At 55.1% G+C, this 25411-nt stretch carries 25 protein-coding genes and 2 tRNA genes; 14 read left to right on the top strand and 13 right to left on the bottom strand.

Annotated elements, in window-relative coordinates; translation table 11 throughout:
* Positions 1-21: 21 nt before the first annotated feature.
* The 6 genes from ACPLPM_RS14340 to ACPLPM_RS14315 form a co-directional block, all read right to left on the bottom strand.
* Positions 22-1590 (bottom strand): PAS domain S-box protein, encoded by a 1569-nt coding sequence (locus ACPLPM_RS14340; RefSeq protein WP_424357456.1) that lies wholly within the window; start codon positions 1588-1590, stop codon positions 22-24.
* 259 nt (positions 1591-1849) lie between these two features.
* A complete protein-coding gene (locus ACPLPM_RS14335; RefSeq protein WP_424357455.1) occupies positions 1850-2047 on the bottom strand; it encodes a hypothetical protein in 198 nt (65 codons plus the stop codon).
* 239 nt (positions 2048-2286) lie between these two features.
* A tRNA-Asp gene (locus ACPLPM_RS14330) sits at positions 2287-2359 on the bottom strand.
* Positions 2360-2465: 106 nt separating this feature from the next.
* A tRNA-Tyr gene (locus ACPLPM_RS14325) sits at positions 2466-2561 on the bottom strand.
* A gap of 262 nt (positions 2562-2823) precedes the next feature.
* The gene (gene comE / locus ACPLPM_RS14320; protein WP_424357454.1) at positions 2824-3957 is read right to left on the bottom strand and encodes a sulfopyruvate decarboxylase subunit beta; all 1134 of its coding nucleotides are present in this window, start codon (positions 3955-3957) and stop codon (positions 2824-2826) included.
* Positions 3954-5207, bottom strand: a complete 1254-nt coding sequence (locus ACPLPM_RS14315; protein ID WP_424357453.1) for a cysteate synthase — start codon at positions 5205-5207, stop codon at positions 3954-3956. The genes comE and ACPLPM_RS14315 overlap by 4 nt, the downstream gene beginning before the upstream one ends.
* Before the next feature lie 175 nt (positions 5208-5382).
* On the opposite strand from ACPLPM_RS14315, the gene ACPLPM_RS14310 reads away from it, so the two are divergent.
* The 4 genes from ACPLPM_RS14310 to ACPLPM_RS14295 all read left to right on the top strand — a co-directional run bounded on the left by ACPLPM_RS14310 (position 5383) and on the right by ACPLPM_RS14295 (position 9829).
* A complete protein-coding gene (locus ACPLPM_RS14310; RefSeq protein ID WP_424357452.1) occupies positions 5383-5970 on the top strand; it encodes a 4Fe-4S dicluster domain-containing protein in 588 nt (195 codons plus the stop codon).
* Positions 5957-6862, top strand: a complete 906-nt coding sequence (locus ACPLPM_RS14305) for a CoB--CoM heterodisulfide reductase iron-sulfur subunit B family protein (protein WP_424357451.1) — start codon at positions 5957-5959, stop codon at positions 6860-6862. Before ACPLPM_RS14310 ends, ACPLPM_RS14305 begins: the two co-directional genes overlap by 14 nt.
* The gene (locus ACPLPM_RS14300; RefSeq protein WP_424357450.1) at positions 6859-9204 is read left to right on the top strand and encodes an FAD-dependent oxidoreductase; all 2346 of its coding nucleotides are present in this window, start codon (positions 6859-6861) and stop codon (positions 9202-9204) included. The genes ACPLPM_RS14305 and ACPLPM_RS14300 overlap by 4 nt, the downstream gene beginning before the upstream one ends.
* Positions 9205-9382: 178 nt before the next feature.
* Positions 9383-9829, top strand: coding sequence for a UPF0179 family protein (locus ACPLPM_RS14295; protein WP_424357449.1), 447 nt, complete (start codon positions 9383-9385; stop codon positions 9827-9829).
* Positions 9830-10330: 501 nt separating this feature from the next.
* Here the strand turns inward: ACPLPM_RS14295 and ACPLPM_RS14290 are convergent.
* On the bottom strand, positions 10331-11020 hold the full coding sequence (locus ACPLPM_RS14290; protein ID WP_424357448.1) for an FKBP-type peptidyl-prolyl cis-trans isomerase: 690 nt from the start codon (positions 11018-11020) through the stop codon (positions 10331-10333).
* Between the two features lie 171 nt (positions 11021-11191).
* Between ACPLPM_RS14290 and ACPLPM_RS14285 the strand changes: the two genes are divergently transcribed.
* Complete coding sequence (locus tag ACPLPM_RS14285) at positions 11192-12130, top strand: PKD domain-containing protein (protein WP_424357447.1); 939 nt, start codon at positions 11192-11194, stop codon at positions 12128-12130.
* A gap of 77 nt (positions 12131-12207) precedes the next feature.
* On the opposite strand, the gene ACPLPM_RS14280 is transcribed toward ACPLPM_RS14285, so the two are convergent.
* Together ACPLPM_RS14280 and ACPLPM_RS14275 are read right to left on the bottom strand one after the other, a co-directional pair.
* A complete protein-coding gene (locus ACPLPM_RS14280) occupies positions 12208-12897 on the bottom strand; it encodes an FKBP-type peptidyl-prolyl cis-trans isomerase (RefSeq protein ID WP_424357446.1) in 690 nt (229 codons plus the stop codon).
* A 450-nt stretch (positions 12898-13347) separates the two neighbouring features.
* Positions 13348-13971, bottom strand: coding sequence for a hypothetical protein (locus ACPLPM_RS14275; protein ID WP_424357445.1), 624 nt, complete (start codon positions 13969-13971; stop codon positions 13348-13350).
* Positions 13972-14048: 77 nt separating this feature from the next.
* On the opposite strand from ACPLPM_RS14275, the gene cyaB reads away from it, so the two are divergent.
* A complete protein-coding gene (gene cyaB, locus ACPLPM_RS14270; RefSeq protein WP_424357444.1) occupies positions 14049-14579 on the top strand; it encodes a class IV adenylate cyclase in 531 nt (176 codons plus the stop codon).
* 573 nt (positions 14580-15152) lie between these two features.
* Here the strand turns inward: cyaB and ACPLPM_RS14265 are convergent.
* The gene (locus ACPLPM_RS14265) at positions 15153-15668 is read right to left on the bottom strand and encodes a nitroreductase family protein (protein WP_424357443.1); all 516 of its coding nucleotides are present in this window, start codon (positions 15666-15668) and stop codon (positions 15153-15155) included.
* A 65-nt stretch (positions 15669-15733) separates the two neighbouring features.
* Here ACPLPM_RS14265 and ACPLPM_RS14260 point away from each other — a divergent pair, with 65 nt between their 5' ends.
* The 3 genes from ACPLPM_RS14260 to pdxT all read left to right on the top strand — a co-directional run bounded on the left by ACPLPM_RS14260 (position 15734) and on the right by pdxT (position 18519).
* A complete protein-coding gene (locus tag ACPLPM_RS14260; protein ID WP_424357442.1) occupies positions 15734-16234 on the top strand; it encodes an amino acid-binding protein in 501 nt (166 codons plus the stop codon).
* Positions 16235-16239: 5 nt separating this feature from the next.
* Complete coding sequence (locus ACPLPM_RS14255; RefSeq protein ID WP_424357441.1) at positions 16240-17250, top strand: homoserine dehydrogenase; 1011 nt, start codon at positions 16240-16242, stop codon at positions 17248-17250.
* Between the two features lie 672 nt (positions 17251-17922).
* Positions 17923-18519, top strand: a complete 597-nt coding sequence (pdxT, locus tag ACPLPM_RS14250) for a pyridoxal 5'-phosphate synthase glutaminase subunit PdxT (protein WP_424357440.1) — start codon at positions 17923-17925, stop codon at positions 18517-18519.
* Here the strand turns inward: pdxT and ACPLPM_RS14245 are convergent, their stop codons facing one another.
* Positions 18520-19473, bottom strand: coding sequence for a methanogenesis marker 12 protein (locus ACPLPM_RS14245; protein ID WP_424357439.1), 954 nt, complete (start codon positions 19471-19473; stop codon positions 18520-18522).
* Between the two features lie 128 nt (positions 19474-19601).
* On the opposite strand from ACPLPM_RS14245, the gene ACPLPM_RS14240 reads away from it, so the two are divergent.
* A complete protein-coding gene (locus ACPLPM_RS14240; RefSeq protein ID WP_424357438.1) occupies positions 19602-20456 on the top strand; it encodes a metallophosphoesterase in 855 nt (284 codons plus the stop codon).
* Positions 20457-20757: 301 nt separating this feature from the next.
* Positions 20758-21072: a SemiSWEET family sugar transporter gene (locus ACPLPM_RS14235; protein WP_424357437.1), complete on the top strand. Its 315-nt coding sequence runs from the start codon at positions 20758-20760 to the stop codon at positions 21070-21072.
* 10 nt (positions 21073-21082) lie between these two features.
* Here the strand turns inward: ACPLPM_RS14235 and ACPLPM_RS14230 are convergent, their stop codons facing one another.
* Positions 21083-22726, bottom strand: a complete 1644-nt coding sequence (locus tag ACPLPM_RS14230) for an FMN-binding glutamate synthase family protein (protein WP_424357436.1) — start codon at positions 22724-22726, stop codon at positions 21083-21085.
* A gap of 335 nt (positions 22727-23061) precedes the next feature.
* On the opposite strand from ACPLPM_RS14230, the gene ACPLPM_RS14225 reads away from it, so the two are divergent.
* Positions 23062-23487: a 30S ribosomal protein S6e gene (locus ACPLPM_RS14225; protein ID WP_424357435.1), complete on the top strand. Its 426-nt coding sequence runs from the start codon at positions 23062-23064 to the stop codon at positions 23485-23487.
* Positions 23488-23538: 51 nt separating this feature from the next.
* Here ACPLPM_RS14225 and ACPLPM_RS14220 read toward each other — a convergent pair whose 3' ends face one another.
* A complete protein-coding gene (locus tag ACPLPM_RS14220) occupies positions 23539-23844 on the bottom strand; it encodes a hypothetical protein (RefSeq protein WP_424357434.1) in 306 nt (101 codons plus the stop codon).
* 351 nt (positions 23845-24195) lie between these two features.
* Between ACPLPM_RS14220 and ACPLPM_RS14215 the strand changes: the two genes are divergently transcribed.
* Both ACPLPM_RS14215 and ACPLPM_RS14210 read left to right on the top strand, forming a co-directional pair.
* Positions 24196-24591, top strand: coding sequence for a hypothetical protein (locus ACPLPM_RS14215; protein WP_424357433.1), 396 nt, complete (start codon positions 24196-24198; stop codon positions 24589-24591).
* Between the two features lie 326 nt (positions 24592-24917).
* The gene (locus ACPLPM_RS14210; protein WP_424357432.1) at positions 24918-25313 is read left to right on the top strand and encodes a hypothetical protein; all 396 of its coding nucleotides are present in this window, start codon (positions 24918-24920) and stop codon (positions 25311-25313) included.
* Positions 25314-25411 lie beyond the last annotated feature (98 nt).

Genomic DNA, 25411 nt, shown 5'->3' with positions numbered 1-25411 from the left:
CTGGTACACACTGCTCTCCCGCTAAACGTCAACAGCGGGAATCAAAACGATGAAGCGGCTACCTTTCGTATAATCACCCTGGACTCTGTCTTCAACCCATACCTGGCCATGGTAGCTTTCCACCAGCGATTTTACCAGGTACAGTCCCAGCCCCATGCCCTTTGCCTTGGTCGTGCCTCTCAGCAGCCTGTTGAATACGGTCTCCTTGAGCTCGTCGGGAACGCCCGGGCCATTGTCCTCGACGGCTACCCTGCAGAACCTCGTTTTTTCCTTTGTAGTCTTACTCATGGCCAGGGTAACGCTGGCATTACCGGCAGAGTGCTTGATCGAGTTACTCACGAGGTTGGAGAAAACATCATACAGCAGCTCATTTGCCAGCACTGTGTATTTTTCCTCTTTTGCAAAGACCAGCTTCACTCTATCCCCCGACAGGGATTCGTACTCCCTCCCGATCTCTGAGATAAGCCTCGCAAGGTCAATCGTTTCCCGGTGTAGCACACTCGTCTGCAACTTTTGGAGTTTTCTCACATTATCGATGAGGTTGGCACTTCGCTGCAGAACCTCGAGTGGCCTGTCCAGAAACAGCCCTCCGGCATTTCCATTCATGTCCATCGCCAGCTCTATGTAACCAAGCGCGATCTGGTGCATGTTATTGATGTCATGGCACATCAGATCGAGGTATAGCTCTGCCTGGGCCTTAGACTTTTTAAGCTCTGCCTCCACTCTCCTGCGCTCGGCGATCTCCTCCCGCAGGGCAGTGTTCGAGTCTGACAGCTCCTGCGTTCGCAGCTGTACCCGTTTCTCCAGCTCGCTGTTCACCAGGCGAAGCTCTTCTTCGGCTTTCTTCCGCTCGGTGATGTCCCGGGCGGCGGCAAATACTCCTATAACCTTTCCCAGCTTGTCTTTGTACACTGTAGCGTTATAGATGACCGGCGTTACATGGCCGTCAGTGTGCCTGATTTCCAGCGGGTAGTCCTTAACGATCCCTTCCTCGAATACCCTCAAGTAACCTTCCCGGGCTTTTCCAGGATCGGTGAAATAGTTTGAGAAGTCAGTGCCGATTAAGATGCGTCTATCGTAGCCTGTGACTGTTTCAGTGGCCTTGTTGACGTCTGTGATCTTACCGTCCAGCGAGATGGTGACTAACGGGTCCAGGCTGGCCTCTATCAGGCTGCGGTTATAATCGCTGATCAGCCTGACGGACTCCTCTGCCCGTATCCGGTCGGTGACGTCCCGCGCGATCGATGAGACCCCAATAACATCTCCTTTCTCGTCCTTCATCGGGAACAGGCTAAGCGAAACGATAATCCTCCTACCGTCCTTCCGCATGCGAATCGTCTCGTAATGCTGGATGCGTTCGCCATTTCTGATCTTTTCCAGCAGGGGATCTTCGCCGGGTTGATCCGGGGGCAATAAAATTGATATGGGCATGCCTAAGGCTTCTCTTTCAGTATACCCGTAAAGATCAGTCGCACCCATGTTCCAGCTGGTGATGATATCCTGGAGATTTTTACTGATAATAGCATCATCGGAAAAATCGACTATAGACGACAGGCTGATCTCAGCAATATTCTGCTGTTCATTATTCATTTGTATGCCCCCATTCGAAAGTGAAATATTTATTGTAATAGATACAATACTCCCTATCATTCTATCTACTCATAATTAAATGTAATGGTCTGCAAGCCATCGGCTTTTACGTATGCCGATTATTCTGCAGGCGCATATGCTGTCCAATGGTCAGTCCGCCGATATGCTGGGGCCCTGTATCAAAACGATATCGCCCCGTCCTCTTAGCTACTGCAGGTTCGCAGAGTATGTGGGCGGGGCTGTAACATTAACTTCGATCTTACTCTTTCATAGCATCTCTCGCATGGAGCATCAGGTGGAGTATCCCGACGATGAACATGTTGGCGATCGCCATTACTCCGAAGAAGACCATCGCCACGAAAAGCTTCTTTTTCCCCTCCTCACCGCCGCACATCGGGCATTCGCACGCTTCGCTGTAATGGCCCGGAGGCCTCATGTGATACTCAGTCTGCTTCATGTGCTTTCTCATAAATCCCATAATAACCTACCTCAACTTGCCTGTTTGAAGATCGATGAACTGGTACTTCAAACGCGATGATAAGCGTGAGTGCGGATTTTTATAGGCTACTCCACAGAAGCGATAAAAGATCTAAAATTATGTCCTTTTTGATAGCCTTTTCAAGGCATGATAAAGTGTTAAAAGTCAGAAAAACTTTTTGGAAAAAGTTTTCCCGACATTTTATTTTAAAAATTTAGCGCTCGGATCGGGATTCGAACCCGAGTCGGAGCCTCGACAGGGCCCCATGATAGGCCTCTACACTATCCGAGCATTTTGCGTTTTAGCACTGCGTTTTAGCGCACCTACAAGAGCTTGAAAGCACTTATAGTTTTCCGTTTGGTGGCACGTGTTAGGGGACACGTATATGGGGAAAAGGTCCCGTCCCCCGAATTTGAATCGGGGACCTGTCGGTTTCCGCAGTCGTATTTAAGGTCTACAGCCGACCGCTCTGACCAGGCTGAGCTAGGACGGGATGGTCTTGTTCCGCATATTGCACCACACGGGTGCAGGAATCCACATATACTTCAACGTACTTAAAAGTTTCGGGCTATTTAGAATAGCATTACTTGCTCGATGCTATTCTATGCTAAATATTCCGGGGGTTCACCACTTTTTATGGTAATTTGACATAGGCGTTTGCCTATAAGCTCCTGGAGGACTATGCATCGCCTTATAAGAGGCCTGCTAAAGCAGGCGTTCTAAGGCGGTTCTGCTGTGCCGGGGATCCTTCAGCACTATATCGCAGCCATGAACCTTTTCTTGATGTCCACATTCGACAGGGGTATGTTGGGCACGTCGGCGTTCTTCGCCAGGACCGGCACATGGATGAACCTGGGGCCTTTGCCAGCCTTCTCCAGCACGCCGAGCAGCTCTTTAGACGTGGCCGCTTTGGTGGTGTTGGTGATGCCGTAGGCGCGTGCCAGCAACTCGATATCCATGCGGGAAGAGTAGGTGGGCTGGTTTCCGGTGGAGCCGTGGGCGCTGTTATCGAAGGCTATCACCGTCAGGTTCTCCGGCTTTTCCTGCGCGATCATACCGATGGCGTTGGGGTTGAACAGGATGCTGCCATCGCCGTCGATCACGACCACTTCCTTACGCTGGCCGATGGCCAGGCCGAGCCCGATGGGTGAAGCCGCTCCCCAGCTGCCGGTCATGTAGAAGTTGGTGGGCTGATCCAGTGCCGCGTACAGCTCTTTGCTGGGCACGCCTATGTTGGAGACGACGATTTTTCCGCGCAGGTAGGGTACAATTCCCTTGATCATGTCCAACCTGCTCTCGGTGGCCCGGGGCACCGTGGTGCTACACTTGAGGTCGTAGCTCCGTTCCCCGGGGTTCGGTGACGGCTCTGCCTCTCTTGCAGCAGAGCCTTCCCAGATCTTCGGGGAGAAGAGGATTACGTACGGTGTGCTCTCCCTGTAAGCCATTTCGATCGCGTCGCGAACAGCGGGCAGGTCACCGGACTTTTCGGCTACCAGGTAGGGGATTCCCATGCTGTCGAGGACCCCTGGCAGGAATTTGCCGAAGTGTACCTGGGCCGGGATGCCTTCTTTGTAGACACCCCGCCAGCTGGCCAGTATTGGCAGCGGCAGGTCGTAGGTCTTGTGGAGCGAGGACAGCACTGTCAATGAGTTGCCTAAACCCGTGCTCTGGATGACGATGGCCGGTCTTTTACCGGCCATATAGAGGCCCGCTGCAATACCGGTACCCCCTTCTTCCCTGGACAGGGGAATTTCCCTGAAGTTTTTGGGTATCAGCGGCAAAAAATTTTTCATGCGATCGCAGGGCAGGGTCAGCACCGTGTCGATCTTGCACTCCTTCATCACGTCGATGACAGCCTGCTCTACGTTCATTCCCTTCGCTTCCATCATGCGATCACCTTCAGTATTTCTTCCATGGCTACGTCCGGGCCCGGAACTTCCAGCACGGGCTCCACCTGGTGGACGGGCACTTCCCGCATCAGGCGCTCCTGGCCGCCGCCAGTGATGTTCAGCACGACTTTTCTGCCCTTCTGTATGCCCTTCTCGGAAGCCTGTACCAGCGCAGCCACAGCGACTGCGGCGGGCGGCAGAATGTCGATGCCTTCCCTCGCCTCGAAGAGCTTCTTAGCGGCCACCGCTTCTTCACGGGTAATTCCATACATCAGCCCGTCAGTATCTTTCATCGCATCGAACACGCCTCCGCCGACTCCGTACGGCGGGGTCCGGTTGGACAGCACGTCACTGTACATTTCCGCGATGGACTTTTTCGCATCTGGCATGTCTCTTTCCGGGATAATGTTCCTTCGGCCTTCTTTCCACGCGTTCAGCATGGGCACGAAGGGCAGGTTCTGGGCGAGGTGGAGCCGGGGCAGCCTGGCGCCGAACCGGCCGTCGTCGCGCAGCCGCATGGATGCTTCCCACGCGGCGATGCCTCCGGTGCCGCTGCCTATCGCCTGGAAGTAATCGTCGGGCATCTCTTTCATGGTGACCGCAGCGTCCAGCATTACGGTGCCCATGCCGTCCCGGCGGGCCACGTTCTTCGCTCCGCCTTCGGGCATCATCCCCGGGAGCGCAGCGATCCGGTTAGATAGGTTGATCGCGTCGGTATAATCGCATCCTCCGCCCACTGAGATCAGCTTGATACCTTCTCCGGGCTCCCGGCCGGGAATCCACAGCCTTTCTACGTTCTGCTTAGGAACCACGACGATCAGCGGGAAGCCGGTGATAGTCGAGAGGTACGCAAATGCCCTGGCGGTGTTGCCGGCAGAGGCCAGGACCATGGCCTTCCCTCCATGTTCCTTTGCCCTCATGATGGTCGGCGGTGCCTCCAGCTCTTTAAAGCTGCAGGTCTTCATGTCCGCCCCCCGTTCGGGCCAGTAGCCGTTGAAGGCCACGTGCAGGTCGATGCCCAGCTCTTTTGCCAGGCCTTCGCTCTTATATGTCACAGTGGCGCCCGGCGTATCTGTATGGCCGCTCGCAGGCAGCCAGTCGTAGAACTTCCACATGCCCGGCAGGTTTCTTAAGGTAAGCTGCCTGGCAGTATACTCGGCCCTGATCAGGGAGCCGCAGTCGCAGTTTAAAGTATAGTGGTCTGGAACGGTCTTCCCCGACCCGGGGCAGACCAGCGTGTATGAGCCCATGAGTATCTACCACACTTGTACAATTACAAATTCGGTGCAATTAAGATATAAGTTTTCATTTTTTGGGCCAAAATATTATACAATACGACATCAAATAGTTATTATATGTCCTAATAAGGACATATTAATCTCTCTCTGGGAAAGTTTTAATATCGCCATGGTAATATTTCTAATCATGGCCACACGTATCCGCCTGGGCACCAGCCGCTCCTCAAAGGAATGCCTCACGGACTCCAGGCTCTCTGGCTCCGGCTTCGAGAAGTGCATGCAGTGTGGCAGGTGTACGGCGAGCTGCCCGGCAGCTTATGCCTTTGACGATTACCTCCCCCGGGTGGTGATGAGCCGGCTGGCACTCGGCCTGACTGATTCTCTGATCGATGCCGTGTGGCGGTGCGGCCAGTGCTACTCCTGCCGGGCCAGGTGCCCGAGAAACAACAGCGTCGGCGAGGCTGTGCTTGCGCTGCGCGAAAAGTTCCTTGCAGAGGGTAAGATAAGCAGCGAGATCAAGGCAGCCCGGACTCTGATTCTTAAGAACCTGTACCGCCGTGGCGAGACTTTTCTCCCGCAGATGATGACTGATGACCTTCTGAGGGAGTTCGGCCCGGCTACCTACGGCCGATGTGCAGGCAACCTCGAGAGGCGGGCAAGGCTCGGCTACGAGAAAGAAGACGCCAGGGCCTGCAGGATTCCAGAGGGTGCTATGGCTGAAATTCGGCACATACTGAACGCCACAGGATGCAGTGATAGCGATGACCAGAAATAAGCGTATCCCTCACGATGACCTGTACCTGTTCAAAAGCTGTGTGACAGGCTCCCTGTACCCGGGTATCGAGATATCCGTCCGCTATGTGCTGGACCGGCTCGGCATCACGTATGTTGACGATCCCTGTCACTCTTCCTGCGCAGGGTTTGGCTACCACGCCGGCTTCATACCTCTGCGGACCAACCTGGCCCTGAACGCCAGAAACTTTGCGCTCGCGGCAGAATCGCCATGCAAGAACATTGTCTGCACCTGTCCGACGTCTTACGGCAACCTCCGGGAGTGCCAGGCCATGATTGAGCACGATGGGGCTTTAAAGGAGCAGACTGATGCTGTACTTGCCGGGGCAGGAAGGAAATATGTCCCGCCTTCATCGATCAGCCATATTTCGGAAGTTTTCCTGGGCCGGCTCGGGGAAATCGCCGCTAAAGCTGTCCTGCCCATGGCCGGCATCAAGGCGGTCACTCACCATGGCTGCCACTATTCGAAAATCTTTTACGAAGACGTCTCGGCAGGCGACTTCGAGCGGCCGGTGGTGCTGGATAACCTCGCTTCCGGCCTCGGGTGCGAGATCGTCGAGTACTCGGAGAGATCGCTGTGCTGTGGTATGGGCTTCCATCACACGGTCCTGGACCGGGAATACCCGAAAGCGGTGCTGAAGAGGAAATTTGGCAGCATCCTCGAGGCGTCTCCCGACGTTATTCTGACCCAGTGCCCGGGCTGCACCTTTAACCTCGACTATTACCAGGAATCAGTCGCCGGCAGCAGCGTACCCGTGCTGTACTTCTCAGAACTCATCGCTCTCGCCCTCGGCGCCAGGCCGGCGGATATCGGCCTCGACATGCATGCAGTGCCCGTCGAGCCGCTGCTGGAGAAGCTGGGGGTGAAGCCGTGAAACAGGGTGGAGTCGGCGTCTTCATCTGCCACTGCGGCGACAATATTTCGGGCACCGTGGACATCGAAGCAGTGAAGCGGGCTATGGAGCATGAAGGGGTGGAGTGCGTGGAAGACTTCCCCTACATGTGCTCGATTGCTGGCCAGGCGCTGATCCGGGAAAGGGCAGGGGCGCTGGGCCTTGACCGGATAGTCGTGGCCGCGTGCTCTCCCGGAGTGCACGAGCGCACCTTCCAGGCCTGCGCTTCGGAGGCAGGTATCAACCCTCACCTTGTCGATATCGCCAACATCCGGGAGCAGTGCTCCTGGGTGCCGGGCGAAAACCAGGCCGGGCGGGCCATCGATATCGTCCGCTCGTCCCTGTACGCCGTAAGGCAGAAGAAGCCGCTCGACAAGGCAGCGGTCAGCGTCCGTAAAAGCGTGCTCGTCATCGGCGGAGGCATTTCCGGTATTACTGCCTCGCTTGCGCTGGCCCGGCACGGCATCAAAGTATTCCTCGCGGAGAAGGATACCACTATCGGCGGCAACATGGTGCGGATAGGCAAAGTGTTCTCTCCTGACAGGCTCACCGAGGAATGTGCGCTGTGCTCGCTGGCCCCGCTGATGGGAGAAGTAGCCAGGAACAACCGCATCAGCATCATGACCCAGTCTCAGGTGACCGATCTTCGGGGACATCCGGGCGACTTCCGGGTTACGGTAGAGACGGGGCCTGTTTTCATCGACCCTGAGAAGTGCGTTTCGTGCGGTAAATGCTCGGCTGCATGCAGCATTCAGGTGCCGGACGAGTGGAACGCCGGCCTCTCAAACCGGAAAGCTGCCTATAAGCCCTTTGCCCAGGCTGTGCCGGGCACGTACTCCATCGACCCGGGCGCCTGTAAAAAGTGCGGCAAATGTGTCCGGTCGTGCGATGTTAAAGCCATCGATCTGGGCCGGAAGGCTAAGAAGAAAACTCTCCGGGTCGGAGCTATCATCGTCGCCACCGGCCACCGGGAAATGGACCCGTCTGCCAAACATGAGCTGGGCTATGGTAAGTTCCCGGATGTGCTGACCCAGACCGAGCTGGCCAGGGTGCTGGCGATCAACGGCCCTACCAAAGGCAGGCTGGAAGTCCCCTCGACCGGTAAACGTCCCCGGCGCATTGTCATGGTCCAGTGCGTGGGATCGAGAGACGAAAAGCCCGGCTCTATCCCGTACTGCTCCAAGGTTTGCTGTATGACTGCCCTGAAGCACGCTCACTACATCTCGGAGCACTTCCCGGGGACGGAGGTCTACATCTGCTATACCGACATCCGGGCTCCGGGTACCTACGAAAACTACTACCGGGACGTGCAGAAGAAAGGCGTGAAGTTCATCCGCGGCCGGGTGGGAGAAATTCTCAACAGCGACGGCCTGCTGGTCCGGGTGGAAGATACGCTGGGTAACGGGCCCCTGGAGCTGGAGACCGATATGGTCGTACTCTCCTGTGCTCTCGAGCCCTCCGAAGGCACCCTCGGAGCGGCGAAAGCTCTCGGCATCGGCCTTTCGCCGGAGCTCTTCGTCAGGGAGAAGCACCCGAAGCTCGATCCGGCCACCACGACTTCCCGGGGCATCTTCGTCTGCGGGACAGCCCAGGGCGCCAAGGACATCACCGAATCGATCATCCAGGCAAGGGCAGCGGCCTCGAAAGCCTCAGAGCTGGTGAGCGCCAGGTCTCTGGCTGTCGAGCCTAAGTTTGCCGTCATCGATCCGGAGCGCTGCACGAAGTGCGGCATATGTCTCAAACTTTGCCCCTATGGCGCTCCCTACGTGAACGGGAAAGTGACTATCGATCCTCTCTCGTGCATCGGCCTTGGCGGCTGCATATCCAGGTGCCCGGAGCACGCGATCACGATGCCGTCGTGCAGCGACGAAGAGCTGTTCGCTCGCATCGACGGGTGCCTCGGCTCCGGTGCAAACATCGTCGCCTTCCTGGACGAAAATATCAGCTACGTAGCAGCTGACAATGCCGGAGTAAACCGGATATCCTATCCTGACGGGGTGCGGATCATTAAGGTCCCCTCCATCATGCGGCTCGAGGCCAAACACCTCATATATGCACTCGAGAGCGGTGCCGCAGGTATATTCCTGGGCGACGGAACGGTCAACTCGGCCAACGGCGCTGTGCGGGCTAATGTCTCAAAGCGGGTGGGCGAGCTTAAGCAGGCGGTAACTGCCAGCGGGCTCCACCCGGAGCGGATCACCTACTACGAAGCCTATCTGCCTCACTTCAGAGGGCTGGCTGCCAGGCTTAACCAGTTCTCGGCCGATCTGGAGTCCTCCCGGACCCTGGGCCGGCCCGATCAGGCGAGCGGCATCAGCTCCTGAGCAGGCGATTCCTGTACCGGCGGAGCTGCAACCGCCGGCTCTGCCGGCGGAGCCCGGCATAAACATCTCACCGCATGCCATTTTATCACTGGAGAGAAAATTTTTATCATAATACTGTTTATAGTCATAAACGTCCCTGCTGATCATTTTACTATGCTCATCATGGCGGAGAATTAAAATGGCCGAACCCGACTTCGTTATCACTCTCATCGGATCAAAGCTTGCAGTTCCCGGCAACGAGTTTATCTACCGTGGCCCCGCCGCCGAGTGCGAGAAGTGCAAGCTTAAAAACATCTGCCTTAACCTGGACAAAAACAAGAAATACCGCATCGTGGGCTTACGCAACGGCATGGAACTGGACTGCCTGGTACACGATACCGGCGTCAAGGCGGTAGAAGTGGTGGCCTGTCCGATCATCGCGGTCATGGAATCCCGCAAAGCCTTCAACGGCTCCCGGATGACCTACGAGGCGCCGGACTGCGACAAAGAGTGCGTGAACTTCGCTCTCTGCCACCCCGACGGCATCGCCAGCGGAGAAAAGTACACCATCTGCGAAGTGTTTAGCGAAGAGATAGGGCCCTGCGGGAAAGGGCTGACATTGAAAAAGGTCGAGCTGCGGCCTTAAACCTTTTATTATTATCGCTTGCATCCAGAATACTGCAAAGGCGTCAAAGCATAAATTTTACTTTAACCGCAAAGACGCTAATGTACTGTGTTGCATTATTTTATCTTCATGTTCGCCTTTTGAACGCCTGCTTTAGCAGGCGTTCTCGAGGCGATGCGAAGACGATCGCTGCGCTGTGCCAGGATCACAGATTCTGACAGATTACACGGATTTCACAGATGGCATTAGAATCAAAGCGGTAGACGGTATATCGATTTCTCATCGATAAGTATCTGTGTAATCTGTGGCATCTGTTTCAATCTGTGTTTCTGGCACAGCGCAGCGATCGTATTGCTGTCTCATGTCATATGAGCAATCAGAAACACAAAGCCCAGCGTTCGTAATGTGACTTTCATGCGAAAGACGCAGGGACGCAACTATTATCTCGTTTGTCTGTAACTCTTTGCGTCCCTGCGTATTTGCGATGTAAAAAAAGGCCTCTTGGGGGCCGATCTTCAGAATTTACTCTTCCTGTTCATCTTCGTCCTTGAAGTCGTCCTCGGTGAAGGTCTCCCGGAAGATGACTTTCTTCAGCCCGGCGGAGCCGACCAGGAACCTGGCGATGAGGGCTTTGCCCACAATCCAGGACTCGTCCATGGACAGTTCCTTGGGGACCTCGATCTTGATCGTATCCTCTTTGAGCTTGAACTCGGCGTCTTCGCTTACGTACCCTTTCAGCAGCGCCTTGATCTTTTCTTCCCGGTCTTCGATGATTTCCTCGATCTTGTACTCGTAGGTCAGCTTCTTGCCAGCGAGCGGAGCGTTGTAGTCGACCTTCACCCGGCCGCCCGAGATGCTCTCGATAAAGCCGACTTTGCCGTTATACTCTACCATCTGGCCGGGCTCGATCTTCCCCTCGAATTTCTTGGTGGAGACGATCTCGATGGCGTCGAGGCTGCGCTCGCCGTAGCCTTTCTCCGGCGGCACAGTCACGACAGCTTTGTCGCCTGCCTTTTTCCCGATAAGGTCTTCCTCCAGGCCCTCGACCAGGAACCCGGAGCCGACGATGATCGTCATCGGTTCATACTTCTTATCCTCATCAAAAATTTCCTGCTTCTTTGCCACTGCCTCGTCAGTCGTGTCGAAGACGCTTCCGTCCTCGAGCTTTCCAGTGAACGAGAGCCTGATGAAATCGCCTTTTTTGATTGCCATGCGTATTCCCTGGTAGCGATACTATTCTCCCTCTGTGGATATATAGCTTCCAGCTAACCCCCGTGGCGCTAATGACAGAAAATACTAATACTGTACTCGTAGTTATTGATCTATAAGCGCCAGTGCTGGTAAGACGAAAGTGGGGGACTACTGGCCGGATAAGCGGGAGGTATGTCCGTGACTAAAAGAGGTATATTTCTGTCGAAAACGGCCAGAAGTATCGGTGTTGCATTGCTACTTGCAGTTGTGATCTGCAGTTCTCTGACGATTGCGTGCGAGGCGGGCATAGAGACAGATAAGAGCAAATACAAGACCAGTGAGAACGTTCAGCTGTCTTATAACACGCCAGATATCACTAATGGCTCGCACAAGATCGAGATATACCCCAAAGACGGAACCATAGTCTACTCCCCCGGCGAGCTCGGCAACTCGAGCAACGGCTCGATCACCTGGTCCGACGACAAAGCTGAAGGGGAGTACATCGCTAAGTTGTTCGTAAACGGCTCCTTATACGACAAGTGCACCTTTACGGTTTGTAACGACGACATCGCGCCCACGACAACCTACCAGTTCTCTAAGCCCCAAAAGTCGGATGGATCATATGATACCGGGGTGAAGCTCTCTTTCACCGCCACGGACAACGACGGTGGCTCAGGTGTATCGGCTATCTACTACTGGGGCATTCAGGGAGATAACCATATCACTTACAGCTCTCCCATAGCCTTTAACAACCCGGGCACCTACACGGTCACCTTTAAGGCGATGGATAAGGCAGGAAACCTCGAAACGGTGGACGGCAAGTATCGGACGCTAAGGTTTACTGTGACCGCCCCTGTGCCCTCGCCCACCCCTACTCCAACGCCGACGGCCACGCCGGTTGTGACTCCGACTCTCAGTCCTACCATCGAGCCGACGGTAACACCTGTGCCAGTGACACAGACTGCCCACGATGTAAGCGATCCCATGGCGGGGACAGAAGCAGTCTTCACCGCGGAGTCAGCTTCGGATACCCGGGCAAACAATAGCCCGGGCGGCATCATAGCTGTGGGATCTATAGCTGGCATCGCCGTGATAGCCGGAGCTGCGCTGCTAGTGTTCAGAAGATTATAAAACTGCTTTTTTTACTTACTTCGCTTGCGGGCAAAGCATATGAAAAATATTAAGAAAAAGGTGACGGGGAGAGAAGGTTATTCCTTCTTCTCTTCCGCTGCAGCCGCCGGAGCGGGCTTCTTGTAGGTCTCCTGGAAAACGACCTCGGCTATGTCGAGCTCGAACATCTGGGAGGCGATCATGCTCTTGGCCATGGTCCAGCGCTGGTTGAAGGCGTACTCCATGGGCACGTCGATGATGACCTTGTTGTCCTCGAGCTTCTGATCGAGTTCCTTGCCTGCGAACATCTTGACGACGGAGGAAACCTTCTCTGCCTTGCCCTCGATCAGGGACTCGATGGTGTACTCGTAGACCAGAGTCTCGCCTGCGAAGGGTGCGTTGAAGTTGATCTTCGCCCTGCCGCCAGCGATGCTCTCCACGACGCCCTGCCTGCCGTTTGCGGTGATCCTCATGCCCGGCCTGACGGGCTCCTTGAACTTCTTGACGGGGACGGTTTCGTACTGGTCGATGCGCTTCATGCCGAAGCCCTTCTCGGGGGGCACTGTGACGCTGCCCTTGTAGCCGACGTCCTTGCCGACGAGGTCCTCGTCCAGGCCTGCCACTACGTAGCCCTTGCCGACGATGATGGTCTCCGGGCCGTAGGTCGCCTGGTCGTTGTACAGGCCGAACTCCTTGGCCACGTTGGCATCGGTCGTGTCGAAAACGGTGCCGTTCTCGAGCTTACCGGTGAATGACAGCTTGATGAAATCTCCTTTCTGGATAGCCATAATTATACACCTGTGAAATCTTGCTGTCATAATGACGCTTTACTTTGATAACTGTTACGGTAACATTGGCGGGCCCGGGGAAAAATCTGGACGTGAGTGTCTAATGTTATAGGTAAGCGACTCCGTACACGAACGCTGCGCTGTGCCGGTTTCTGATAACTCTGGTACTTTTCGATACCCGGTTACCTCTGTGCTCGTGAACGATGACGATCGCTGCGCTGTGCCAGGATCACAGATTACGGCAGATTCGACAGATTCCACAGATGCTAACCGATAATAAAAAATGGAATGGCTCGCAGTGGTCATCTTATCTAATGTAGTCGTCTGTGCAATCTGTTAAATCTGTCGTAATCTGTGATCTGGCACAGCGCAGCGTTCGTCTTGCTGTCTCACGCCAAATGAGCAACTGGAAACGCACAGCGTAGAGTTTGTCTTGTTGAGTCGCCGAGCCTAAACAACTATCTCTCCTTGTTGTATCTTCATCAGTACCTCGTCCCACCCATCTACGATCAGGTCCGCGAAGTCGAACCTGGCGGGCGGGTAGCTGGTGGTTATCGCGATGCTGTAGATGCCTTCCTGCTTGAAGATCTTGAGGCTGTGGGGCGTGTCGTCGATCGCCCAGAGGATGTCGTACTGCTTTTTCAGGGACTCGATCTCTGCGGCTTTGAAGTCGAAGTCGAAGACGTCCATAGAGGGCTTGAAGATCGCTGCATCTCCCTCCTTGAAGATACCGTAGCGCCGCATGAACTCAAGCGTGGCCCGGCTTTTATCGACCGGGCTGAGAAACCGGCCGGAGAGGAAAATGATCCTGGTATCACGGCTTCGCACTGCCTCCAGGGCTTCTGCAGCGCAGGGATAGGGCTGGTCCATGAACATGAGCCTGGTCGACATGAAAGCGTCAAAATAAGCGGCCTGCTGTACGTTCGTCAGGAGGCGTGAGCAGTAGAGATCCTGCCTGACCTCACCTTCCGCGACAGGCCTCCCGGCTACCTCTGCGCAAAGGGCCGCCCTTCGCTGATCGCAGGAGAGGGTAGTGTTATCGATGTCGATGATGACCGCCCGGGTCCGTGCCATAAATTTGTAGTACGCTCTCCGGCCATAAAAATTTAACACAGCAACGATTATATCGCTTGTCCGGCCACTATTCTCCGATGATTGAGGTAGAGATCAAGGCCCCGGCAGGCCGGGCCGAATTAACCCGCAAGCTGAACCAGCTCGGTGCTGTCTTCGAGAAGAAGGTCTGGCAGATCGATTCTTATTATAACGCCCCCCACCGGGACTTCAAAGACACCGACGAAGCCCTGAGGCTCCGGGAGCAGGGCAGCCGGATTTACATGACATACAAGGGCAAAAAGCTCGACCCGCTGAGCAAGACCCGCAAAGAGGTCGAAGTCGAGGTCGGCGACCGGGACAAGATGGAAGACATCCTCATCTCCCTGGGCTTCAGGAAGACACTGGACGTCATCAAGGAGCGCCAGATCTACCACTACAAGAACGCCGAAATCTGCCTCGACCGGGTCGAAGGCCTGGGCGAATTCGTCGAAGTCGAGGCCATGGCCGAAAACCAGAAAGAGATCGTGGCTAAACGGGACGAAGTCACCGCCATCCTCCGGGAACTTGGAGTAACGGCCGACCTGATACGAGAGTCCTACCTCGAAATGCTGCTGCAGAAGCAGTGTTAGACAATTATACCCTCCGGTACGCAATGAACCATGGCGACACGGAAACAAAGCGGGAAACGATTGCAGGATCTAATGTTTGAACCACGGCGGCACAGCGACTTCGAGACAGTACGATCCACGACTGCTGGATGGTTATTTGAACCACGGCGGCACAGCGACACAGCGACAAAGCGAGAAACGACTGCTGGATGGTTATTTGAACCACGGCGGCACAGCGACACAGCGACAGTGGTGAACCGGTAAAAAGTGAACTCTTTTTAGTCCACGGCGACACGGAGACAGTGCATTAACTAAAAGCGGTTTACCGGCCAATCGTTTTAGCTTGAGTATCGGATCAATAATCTGAGAGCTCTAGCGCTCAGTTGAATCCTATCAGGTTTAGCACAATAATTCTATATAAGGTGGTTGTCTCCGTGCCCTCGGCCCTCGGTGTCGCCGTGGATCATAAAAAAGAGCCTTGTCATTCGGGTACGCTCTGTCTCCGTGTCACCGTGGTTTTAGTCTCCATTCCATTGTACTGGTACCAACTGTCTCCGTGCCGCCGTGCCGCCGTGGTTCAAATAACCATGGGGCTTACCAGCGATCGTAATGTACAATCTCGGCCCCGAGTCGCTCGGGCATATCCGGCACTTCATCGGGCACGCCTACCGGTATTATCGCCACAGGCCTGATACCCTGGGGTAACTTCAATATTTCCGAAACTCTGTTTTCCTCGAAGGCGCCGACCCAGCAGGTACCTAACCCGAGGTCTACTGCCTGGAGCATCATGTTCATGACAGAGGCGGCGGTGTCCTGGAGTACGTAGAGGTCGGCTCTGGAGCCGTATTTGTTCTTCGTCCGGGGCAGGTTGGTGCAGACGACTATGCATACGGGTGCATCTCTGACGAACCTCTGCTTCAGGGCTGCGTCGCTGAGACGGTCTTTTGTCGTCGAGTCCTGCACGACGATGAACTCCCTGCCCTGGAGATTTCCGGCTGACGGGGCCAGCTGACCGGCCTGAAGGATCTTATCCACGAACTCCGGGGGAATACTGTCATTCTTATAGCGCCTTATCGACCGACGGCTGCCGATTGCTTCCGAGACTTCCATTCTTTCACCAATAACCTTATATTCGGACGGGGAACAAATAGTATCACACTTGCGATGGTGGACAGATGAGAATTACGATGGATTTGGAGCTGAAGGACATCCCCGGTCAGCTCGTAAACGCGCTGGCGCCCATATCCGATTCGGGGGGCAACATCGTCAGCGTTGTGCATCACCACGAAAAGCGGACGCCGAGAGGCACGATTCCCATTCAGGTGACTTTTGACATAGCGGAAGGGCTGGAGGACCTGAAGTACAGGCTCGAGTCCCGGGACGTCGCTATCATCCGCGTCAACGAAGCCAAGCTGCTGGAGCACCGCACCGTAATCCTGGTCGGGCACATCATCCATTCGGACATCCGGGACACCATCGACCAGATCGACCGGACGGGCTATGCTGAAGTAGTCGACCTGGCCATGAGCATGCCGGGCATTAACCTGAAATCTTCCGCCCGGATCGGTATCAGTGCAGCCGGCAAGGCCGAGGTTAAGAAGGCCATGAACCTGCTCCGGGCCATCGCCAAAGACAAAGACCTGCTCGTCATCGAGCCCATTGATACGGAGGCCTGAGCAGCATGAAGACCTATAAGATCGCACTCATCGGGCTGGGCAGCGTGGGCCAGGGCGTCCTCCGGGTGCTGGCCGACAGCAAATGCCAGTACCCCGAAAAGGGCGCGGAGTTCAAGCTCGTCGCCGTCACTGACTCCAAAGGCGCAGCCGTCCACCTGAACGGGCTTGACCCGGCAGCAGTCCTGAAGCAAAAGCGGGACGGCACCCTGAAGCGAACGCCGATGACCGGCATGGACGTAGTCAAGACTGTCGACTACGACATCCTGATCGAGGTCACCCCGACCGACGCGAAGACCGGTGAGCCGGGCCTGTCCTGTATTACGGAAGCTCTGAGCCGCGGTAAACACGTTGTGACCTCCAATAAGGGTCCTGTAGCCAACAAGTACCGGATGCTCACCGAGCTGGCAAAATCAAAATCCGTCCATTTCATGTTCGAGGCCACCGTCGGCGGAGCCATGCCTGTGTTTAATCTGATGAGGGCCCCTCTGGCCGGCAACCAGATAAAGGGTGTCAAAGGCATCTTCAACGGCACCTGCAACTACATCCTCACCAGGATGATCGCCGAGGCGCTGCCTTACGACATGGTGCTCTCCGAGGCCAAGGAACTCGGCTACGCAGAAGCCGACCCGACCTACGATGTAGAGGGTATCGACACCGCCCTGAAAATAGTCATCCTCGCCAACGCCATCTTCGGCATGGACGTCACCTTAGACGATGTTAGCGTCCAGGGTATTTCCAGCGTTTCCCTCGAGGCGCTCAAGCTCGCCAGCGACGAAGGCTATGTAGTGAAGCTCATCGGCGAAGTCAAGCCCAACGGCGACGAGCGCATTCTCAAAGTCAGCCCCAGGCTCGTACCCAAGACCCACCCGCTCGCAGTCCAGGGCACCCTCAACGCTGCGCTCATCGAAACCGAGCTTGCCGGCGACATCTGCATCATCGGCAAAGGCGCCGGCTCCGTTGAGACGGCCAGTGCCATCCTGAGCGACTTACTTTTTATCGCCGGTAGTGGCAAATAACCACTACGGCTTAACTTTTCTTAAACCACGCCGACACGCCTTTTTATCCTGGCAACTAGAGATCAGATATTTGAACCACGGCGGCACGGCTCCTTATCTCGACATCTGGAAAACAGATGTTCTAACCACGGCGGCACGGCGACACCAAGACAGGGGTGAACCAGTATAAGTGAAGTCTTTTTATGTCCACGGCGACACCACGACAGGGAGATCCATGACAAGCTAGTGGTAACTATAACCACGGCGGCACGGCGACACCAAGACAGGGGTGAACCAGTATAAGTGAAGTCTTTTTATGTCCACGGCGACACCAAGACAGAGCATTAATCATACCCTGACTGACCAATCGTTTCAGCCTGACTTTCCATCAATAACCTAAAGGAAGGAAAACCTATTTGTCTCCGTGCTGTCAGCCCGCCGTGCCGCCGTGGATCAATAAAAAGAAGGCCTTGTTATTCGGGTACGGGTTGTCTCTGTGTCGCCGTGCCGCTGTGGTTCAAATAACCATCCTGTCATCGTTTCTCGAATTGTCTCTGTGTCGCCGTGCCGTCGTGGTTTAACATTTGATCTACAGTTGCCAGGATAAGGAGCCGTGCCGCCGTGGTTAGTACGCTGATTTGCCGGCGTAGAAAAGTTTTAAATCTCTCACGTATCATATGCGGGCAGAAGATTATGCGCATCGGTGTTATCGCTATTCAGGGCAACGTAGAGGAGCACGTGGAGGCTATGAAGCGTGCGCTCGGGGGTAAGGGTGAGGTAGTGACTATCAAGCACTCCGGCATCGTGCCGACGTGCGACGCGATCGTCATCCCGGGCGGCGAAAGTACCACCTTGTGCAGGCTTGCCTGGCGGGAGGGCATAGCGCAGGAGATTATCGAAAAGGCGAAGCAGGGCATGCCGATCTGGGGTACCTGTGCCGGCCTGATTTTGCTGGCCAGCCACGGGGACGAGGAAGTGGCGAAGACTAAGCAACAGCTTTTTAGCCTTATGGACATCACCGTCAACCGCAACGCTTTCGGCAGACAGATCGACTCCTTCGAGGCGCCTCTGGCGATAGCCGGCTTCGACGAGCCGTTCAACGCAGTCTTTATCAGAGCTCCGGCCATCGTCCGCGCCGGTAAAAATGTCGAAGTGCTGGCGATGTGCGACGATTTCATCGTGGCCGCGAGGCAGAAGAACCTGCTGGTGTCGGCCTTCCACCCGGAGCTGACCGACGACCTGAGGTTCCACTGGTACTTCCTCGAGATGGTGCCCGGCTGGAAGAACTAATTATTCATGGACACCGATTCCCAGGATGTCCTTTTTACCGCTGTCAACATCCCTGGCAATCTGGGCGAGCCCAACCGCGGCTGACATTTTGCCGAGCACCTTAATATCCTTCTTTACCAGCCCGGAGATCCTCTCAAGCACTATGTCCATAGAGCCGACTGAGCCTGCTGTGAAGACCTTTGCATCCGGCACCAGCAGCAAGAACGAGGCGATCTCCATGGCTGCGAAGACTGCGATGGTATCGAACGCCCAGAGGGCGTCAGGCTCGTTATGCTCCAGGGCCCCGATCAGCACGTCCAGCGACTTGAAGGGAATAGTCTTAGTCACTCCGGCAATCGAAAAGGCATCGTTGGCCGTAAGCAGCCCGGCGTCGACGTCGCGGATGGCCTGCAAGTCCAGCGGCCCGTGGTGCACTCCCGGGGCGAAGATACAGGCGTCGATGGCGCCTAACATCTTCAAGTCCTGCACGCCCATCGTAACAGTATTGGAGCTGATGTCCGCGACGATGAAGTTGCGGTCCCCGGAACTCATGTAAGCATTGTAGGCGATGCCCAGCTTATCCGCGCTGGCGCCGTGAGAATACGCCCTGAAACAAGGGTGGCCATAGTTGCCCCGGTGGATGCCCGGTACAATCACGGCAGGGATGCCCGACGCTTCAATCGCATCGTACACGTTGGTGCCGCCCCCGATGTGGACTCCGGCGCCTTCCCGGCTGATGATGCCCCTGTTCTGCACTTTACCGATCGGGGTGATCTTCGAGATACCGTCGCCCATCGAGTAGTTGACGGCGATCAGTTCCACATCTGCCTTTTTTACCCCGAGGCCGTTCAGGACTGTGGATATGATCTCCTCGTGAGACATATCCTTAGCCTGCTTCCGGGAAATCTCCACCCAGCGGCCCTCTATATCTGCAAAACGGATGCCTGTAGTGCCGTGATCCACGCCGATGAACACGATGGTAACCTTCTACTTGGTATAGCGCTTAAAAGGTAATAACGTTTGCCGGAGGTCCAGGAATCCTCTGCTCTCTGGCCGAGGAAAAGGATATTAATATAGACTGAGCAGTCTTTTCCAGCAATTTTATGCCCGATCTTTTACCTTTACTGGACGCACCCGCGCTGGTCGTGAAGAACGAGGAAACGTCGCTGGTCATCGCCGACGTCCACCTCGGTATCGAGCACGACCTGTACTATAGCGGCATCAATATCCCCTCGCAGATAGCCCGGCGCATCGACCGGCTCAACGGCTACATCGGCGAGGCGCAGCCGGACAGGGTCATCCTGCTCGGCGACATCAAGCACAACGTGCCCCGCACCTCTTTCCAGGAGGAAGGCGAGGTGCCGGCTTTCCTCGACGAGATCGCCCGCAAGGCGCTGGTCGACATCATTCCCGGCAACCACGACGGCGGTATCGAGAAACTTATCCCCCGCAACCCGGACATCACCCTCCACGACTCAAAAGGGGCCATCATCGACGGGGTAGCGTACTTCCACGGGCACACGTGGCCCGATAAAGAACTGCTCCAGTGCAGCCACTGGGTCATATCCCACAACCACCCTACGATCAAGCTCACCGATATCGTCGGCCACACCCTCACGAAGCAGGCCTGGATCCGGGCGAAGCTAGACAAGGATGCTGTCGCTGCCAACTACAAGACAGAAGAGTTCGAGTGGCACGACCCGGAGCTGTTCATCGTCCCCTCGTTCAATGAATTATGCGGCGGCATCGCCTTCAACGAGTCCTTCCACAGCGACCTCCTCGGGCCGCTGTTCACTTCCAAAGCAGTCCACCTCGAGGAATCCGAAGTATACCTCCTCGACGGCACCTTCATGGGCACCATCGAAGGGCTGCGCCAGTTCTCCCGGGACAAGTTCAGGACGCCACACGAGGGGAGCAAGGGGAAAAAGAAGTACCGGCGGCGCAGGACCCGGCCATAGACTTTTCGCGAGACAACAAGACGATCGCTGCGCTGTGCCAGATCACAGATTACGACAGATGACACAGATTTCACAGATGGCTACGTGATCAATTACTAGAAAGGATCGGATAGTATTCACTTGTATTGATTATTATCTGTGCAATCTGTGCAATCTGTCGAAATCTGTGATCCTGGCACAGCGCAGCGTTCGATATGCTCTTCGCCTGCATAAACAAGGGCTCGATACGTATACATTAGAACTCTTTTCATCGAAAAGATATTATATTCTTCAATCTACCCAATGATACGTTGATTTACATATGGTAGGGTTCTCAGAAATCGGCATATTCGGCAGCGTACTGCTGGCATCGGCGTTCTTTCCCCAGGCCTACCGGCTATTCAAGACGAAGAGCGCGAAGGATATCTCGCTGTATTATCCGCTAATCCTGTTCATTGGCTCGCTCTGCCTCACCGTTTACGGGTACGGGATCAGCGACCTGATCGTCTTCTCGCTGAACCTGTATGCTACGATCTGTAACTTGTCGCTTGTTTTGTTGAAGTTATATTATGATCGTTGGGGCCGGCCCGCTGATTTGAACGATAAAGAAAAAGAGAACCCGCCTTTGGCGGGTTAGATCTACTTTTTTAAGCCTTTGCCTTGCGCTTTGCTGCCTTGACGGGGGCTTCTTCGCCTGCGCCGTCCAGCAGGATGCGGGACATCAGGTCGTTCTCGATTTCCGAGACCATCGGGATGCCGGTGACTCTGGTGGCGCGCTCGGTGATGGAGGCGATGTCGCCGCGGGAGATACAGCAGAGCTTGAACTTCCTGGCTCCTGCCATCAGCTGCTGCAGGCCGACGCCGATCCTGTCGTGCCAGTAGGTGTACAGGCCGATGGCGCCAATGGGGATGTTCTTGACGTCCTTGCCGTAGACTTCCTCGAGCTCGTTGTAGGCGATCATGAACTTGTTGGGGTCCGAGGTGTACGCCTTGGCGAACTGGGGTGGCAGGTCGTTCTTCTTGGAGAGCTGGGCGAAGTAGTCTGCCTTCATGACGGCGGTGATCGGGGCTCTCGCCATTGCGATTGCCTTTATGGTCGGGCCGGTGCCGAGGTCGGACATGGCCATGGACTTGTACATCTGGGTCTCGTTGACGAAGCCGCCAGCGAAGGCGATGTCGGGGACGTACATGCCGTTCTCTTTCATCATGCGGACGCACTGCATGACCTGCGCCTGCAGGTACACGGTCGGGGTCGAGCAGTCGTTCATCATGGGTACGGGGCTCATGCCCGTTCCGCCGCCTGCGCCGTCGAAGGTCAGCAGGTCGACTCTGGCTGCGGATGCGCACTTCAGGGTGAAGGCGGTCGTAGCCGGGCGGTAGGCACCGGTCTTGAGGAAGACCTTCTTGGCGCCCTGGTCACGGAGCCACTCGATGTCTTCGACGAAGCCCTTGAACTCCGGGAAGCCAACACGGGAGTGCCTCTCGAAAGTCTTGAAGGCGCCGTCCTTGAAGGCCTTCTGGACTGCGGGGTCCTCGGGGTCGGGCAGGACTACGTAGCCTCTGCGCTTGAGCTCGAGGGCTTTCTTCAGGTCGTAGATGCGGACTTCGCCGCCGATGGCCTTGGCGCCCTGGCCCCACTTGCGCTCGATCACGTTGACTTCGAGCTTGGACAGGGCGTAGACATCTGTGCCGAGGCGCTGGTCCTCTACATTGGTCTGCACGACGATTTCACCGTTCTTGCCGTCCCAGAATTCCCGGAACTTGTCGACACGGTACTTCAGCTCAGGGGACTTGGTCACTTTGCCCTTGGTGATGACCGCGTCCATGTCCATGCCGCAGATGTTCTCGCCGATGACCTGGATGCTACCCGAGATGGCTGCGCCGATGGCGAGGCCGTCCCAGTAGTTCTTGGCCACTGCGGTAGAGCCGAGGCCTGCCGTGAAGACGGGGACCTTCAGGGGTACTCCACCGACGGAGGTGGTAATGTCGGCTGCCGGGAACGTCGCTTTGTCCGGGTTTGGCTCGATACCTCTGGCACCGAGGCATTCGGTAAGGATCTGGAAGTCGGACCAGTCGAGGCCGTAGTCCTTGTTAGACGAGGCCGTGGAGTGGCCGAACCACTCAGTGTCCGGGTATAATACTTCTCTGCCACGGAGGGCGGACTTTCCAACTTCGCATAAGGTCTTACAATCGTGTATACAAATGGGGCACATGCCGCTCGTCGGGTTGACGTCCTTCTTGCGGACGGACGTGTCCGTCGTCGAACGCGCATTGGCATAGATGTCACTCATGTTAGCTTCACCTATAACCGGCTTCTTTTTTCTTATTTATAAATGTTACTGTCATGAGCATCTCGACTATATAAGGCAGGGAAATATCACATGAAACGGCTGCCCAATTATTCCCCGGAATGAAAATGGTTACTTATTTACACGTTGATCAGTGTCGTCAGAGATGCTTTACCGCAATATTTATATATGCCGGACGCCTGAATTTCATGCCGACTCTCGTCCGCAGGATTCATACGAGGTTCATACTGAATTCGTACGCTGAATACGATTGTGCGGTCACAGGTAAAACTTATAAATACTTTATTTGTATCTAAGAAAGAAGAAGGAGATATAAGATGGCAGATTTCAAGTTAGTAGTATCTGACCCCAAGACCGGAAAGGCCTACAATATGGACGTCACCGGCCCCAAGGTCAACAAGTTCATCGGCAAGCCCATCGGTTCCGAGATCGACGGCGACACCGCCGGCCTCCCCGGATATACTCTGGTCATCACCGGCGGCTCGGACAAGACCGGCATTCCCATGAGGGGCGACATTCCCGGCCAGGTCCGCAGAAGGGTGCTCGTTTCGGGCGGTATCGGCTACCACCCCGCAAACGACGGCATGAGGAAGAGAAAGCTGCTCCGCGGCGACGAGATCAGCGCTGAGATGGTGCAGATCAACGCCAAGGTGACCGCCTACGGCGAGAAGACTCTCGACGAGCTGGCACCGAAGAAAGAGAAGAAGGATGCAGCTCCGGGCGCCAGGCCATCCCACAGGTAAACCTGACTGGAGCCTTGTGCTCCGCCTTTCCCTTTTTCAATTCCCTGTTTCCTAGCGTGGCATATAGTTGTCGTCTTTGTCGCGTGCCATTCTAAAGTATTCTAGATCGTCTATGTGCTCCGGTATCAGCAGAATACCGTCGACGTCCAGCAGAATTTTCAGAGTGATCCACTCGAGGTGTCTGTTCACCATACATTGCCGCACGCTAACCTCTGAACTGTCTTCTATGTGCATATCGATGAGCCGTTTCCGGAGAACTCTGCGGACGACTCCTTTGACTTCGTTGATACTGGCCGCTTTTTTAAAGTCTTCATCATCCAGTACAATCCTGACAAGCTCTTCGTCGCTTTGCCTCATCAGAACCCACCTCCGACAGTACTGACGGTTTAACATCTGCCTGTTAATTAACCTCTATCTCTATTTTGAATAAAGGGTTTTACCCGGTATCCCGGATAGTTTCAAATATCTGCTGACTATGTATCGGTCTTGCCCCGTTGTAAGTCCATTTTTTACTGCAATGCCGGTCACGCATCTTTGATAGCTGGCTCTCTCCAGCTTACTAATATTAATGGTCCCGACTGGTTACATCAGTGCGGTATCTATTGCTGCTTATTAACGATCATTTGGTGGTATTATTCACCGCAAACACCAATAATATATTTAATTATATATCTACAACATTGATTTGCTTATTGAGGAGGGTAGTATATGAGTAACATACTGAAATACGGAATTCTCTTAGTACTGGCAGTGGTCGTCGCTTCTATGATTGTACCTGCCGGTGCGAACCTGGTCGGAACTGCTTTTGGGTTCCCGACGATTGTGCAGAGCGGTACTACAACGGCATTCAACAGGGACACGGCAGCTGCCACGGACACTGAGGCATTCGCCCTTTCGTTCGCCAACACTGGCACGCCCCTCTTAGACGGATGCCCGACCTCTCCGGCTTTCACCCTGGGCTTCCCGACGATCGCACAGACCGTCGCTCAGACTCAGGTGCTGACTCACTGCGACTTCGCACAGACCACTGAGAACGCAGCGTTCTCGTATCCGTTTGTCGGTGTCGGCGGCGTAGCAATTCCGGGCTTCGGCTTCGGCTTCTAAACCAGATAGCAGGGGGCTAAACGCCTCCTACTTTTCTAATTTTTTTAATACTCTACTTCTCATATGTGGCTTCTCTTCAAAACGAAACCGGGTAGTCATGATCCTTGATCTTCACGAGTGGTCCGGGCCTGTTGTTGCCAGCGATACTATCTGCCCAGTATCTTTTTCCGTGTCATCGATCGCGCCGTTAATCCGACCGTATATATTCATATGTCGGGCACTCCCTGTATTTTATCGTCTTAAAACCTTTTAGATTCGTTATTATACATGACAATATATTAAATGACGCTTGCCAATCTACATTTAATAATTGAGGAGGGTAGTTAATGAGTAAGGTGATTAAGTACGGAATACTCTTTGTACTGGCAGTGGTCGTCGCTTCTATGATTGTACCTGCCGGTGCGAACCTGGTCGGAACTGCTTTTGGGTTCCCGACGATTGTGCAGAGCGGTACTACAACGGCATTCAACAGGGACACGGCAGCTGCCACGGACACTGAGGCATTCGCCCTTTCGTTCGCCAACACCGGCGAGGCACTCCTCCCCGGCTGCCCGACAACTGGTTCCTTCACCCTGGGCTTCCCGACGATCGCACAGACCGTCGCTCAGACTCAGGTGCTGACTCACTGCGACTTCGCGCAGACCTCTGAGTGCGCTTCGTTCGCATATCCGTTCGTAGGTGTCGGCGGCGTAGCAATTCCGGGCTTCGGCTTCGGCTTCTAAATGAATTGAAAGGAGGGCAGAACGCCTCCTTCTTTCTCTTTTTCCTGGTTTCCTGCCGTGGCGGGAGCACTTCTTTAACGGGCGCATTAATCTAATGC

It is taken from the genome of Methanocella sp. MCL-LM (genome assembly GCF_049676595.1).
Lineage (GTDB): Archaea > Halobacteriota > Methanocellia > Methanocellales > Methanocellaceae > Methanocella_A.
This window is presented reverse-complemented; position numbering and strand designations above follow the sequence as displayed.

What these genes read in the sequence shown, in the direction of transcription:
- ACPLPM_RS14340 (WP_424357456.1), bottom strand. Translation starts at nt 1,590, where the DNA reads ATGAATAATGAACAGCAGAATATTGCTGAGATCAGCCTGTCGTCTATA.
- ACPLPM_RS14335 (WP_424357455.1), bottom strand. Translation starts at nt 2,047, where the DNA reads ATGAAGCAGACTGAGTATCACATGAGGCCTCCGGGCCATTACAGCGAA.
- comE (WP_424357454.1), bottom strand. Translation starts at nt 3,957, where the DNA reads ATGATGGAAGCGAAGGGAATGAACGTAGAGCAGGCTGTCATCGACGTG.
- ACPLPM_RS14315 (WP_424357453.1), bottom strand. Translation starts at nt 5,207, where the DNA reads ATGGGCTCATACACGCTGGTCTGCCCCGGGTCGGGGAAGACCGTTCCA.
- ACPLPM_RS14310 (WP_424357452.1), top strand. Translation starts at nt 5,383, where the DNA reads ATGGCCACACGTATCCGCCTGGGCACCAGCCGCTCCTCAAAGGAATGC.
- ACPLPM_RS14305 (WP_424357451.1), top strand. Translation starts at nt 5,957, where the DNA reads ATGACCAGAAATAAGCGTATCCCTCACGATGACCTGTACCTGTTCAAA.
- ACPLPM_RS14295 (WP_424357449.1), top strand. Translation starts at nt 9,383, where the DNA reads ATGGCCGAACCCGACTTCGTTATCACTCTCATCGGATCAAAGCTTGCA.
- ACPLPM_RS14290 (WP_424357448.1), bottom strand. Translation starts at nt 11,020, where the DNA reads ATGGCAATCAAAAAAGGCGATTTCATCAGGCTCTCGTTCACTGGAAAG.
- ACPLPM_RS14285 (WP_424357447.1), top strand. Translation starts at nt 11,192, where the DNA reads ATGTCCGTGACTAAAAGAGGTATATTTCTGTCGAAAACGGCCAGAAGT.
- ACPLPM_RS14280 (WP_424357446.1), bottom strand. Translation starts at nt 12,897, where the DNA reads ATGGCTATCCAGAAAGGAGATTTCATCAAGCTGTCATTCACCGGTAAG.
- ACPLPM_RS14275 (WP_424357445.1), bottom strand. Translation starts at nt 13,971, where the DNA reads ATGGCACGGACCCGGGCGGTCATCATCGACATCGATAACACTACCCTC.
- cyaB (WP_424357444.1), top strand. Translation starts at nt 14,049, where the DNA reads ATGATTGAGGTAGAGATCAAGGCCCCGGCAGGCCGGGCCGAATTAACC.
- ACPLPM_RS14265 (WP_424357443.1), bottom strand. Translation starts at nt 15,668, where the DNA reads ATGGAAGTCTCGGAAGCAATCGGCAGCCGTCGGTCGATAAGGCGCTAT.
- ACPLPM_RS14260 (WP_424357442.1), top strand. Translation starts at nt 15,734, where the DNA reads ATGAGAATTACGATGGATTTGGAGCTGAAGGACATCCCCGGTCAGCTC.
- ACPLPM_RS14255 (WP_424357441.1), top strand. Translation starts at nt 16,240, where the DNA reads ATGAAGACCTATAAGATCGCACTCATCGGGCTGGGCAGCGTGGGCCAG.
- pdxT (WP_424357440.1), top strand. Translation starts at nt 17,923, where the DNA reads ATGCGCATCGGTGTTATCGCTATTCAGGGCAACGTAGAGGAGCACGTG.
- ACPLPM_RS14240 (WP_424357438.1), top strand. Translation starts at nt 19,602, where the DNA reads ATGCCCGATCTTTTACCTTTACTGGACGCACCCGCGCTGGTCGTGAAG.
- ACPLPM_RS14235 (WP_424357437.1), top strand. Translation starts at nt 20,758, where the DNA reads ATGGTAGGGTTCTCAGAAATCGGCATATTCGGCAGCGTACTGCTGGCA.
- ACPLPM_RS14230 (WP_424357436.1), bottom strand. Translation starts at nt 22,726, where the DNA reads ATGAGTGACATCTATGCCAATGCGCGTTCGACGACGGACACGTCCGTC.
- ACPLPM_RS14225 (WP_424357435.1), top strand. Translation starts at nt 23,062, where the DNA reads ATGGCAGATTTCAAGTTAGTAGTATCTGACCCCAAGACCGGAAAGGCC.
- ACPLPM_RS14220 (WP_424357434.1), bottom strand. Translation starts at nt 23,844, where the DNA reads ATGAGGCAAAGCGACGAAGAGCTTGTCAGGATTGTACTGGATGATGAA.
- ACPLPM_RS14215 (WP_424357433.1), top strand. Translation starts at nt 24,196, where the DNA reads ATGAGTAACATACTGAAATACGGAATTCTCTTAGTACTGGCAGTGGTC.
- ACPLPM_RS14210 (WP_424357432.1), top strand. Translation starts at nt 24,918, where the DNA reads ATGAGTAAGGTGATTAAGTACGGAATACTCTTTGTACTGGCAGTGGTC.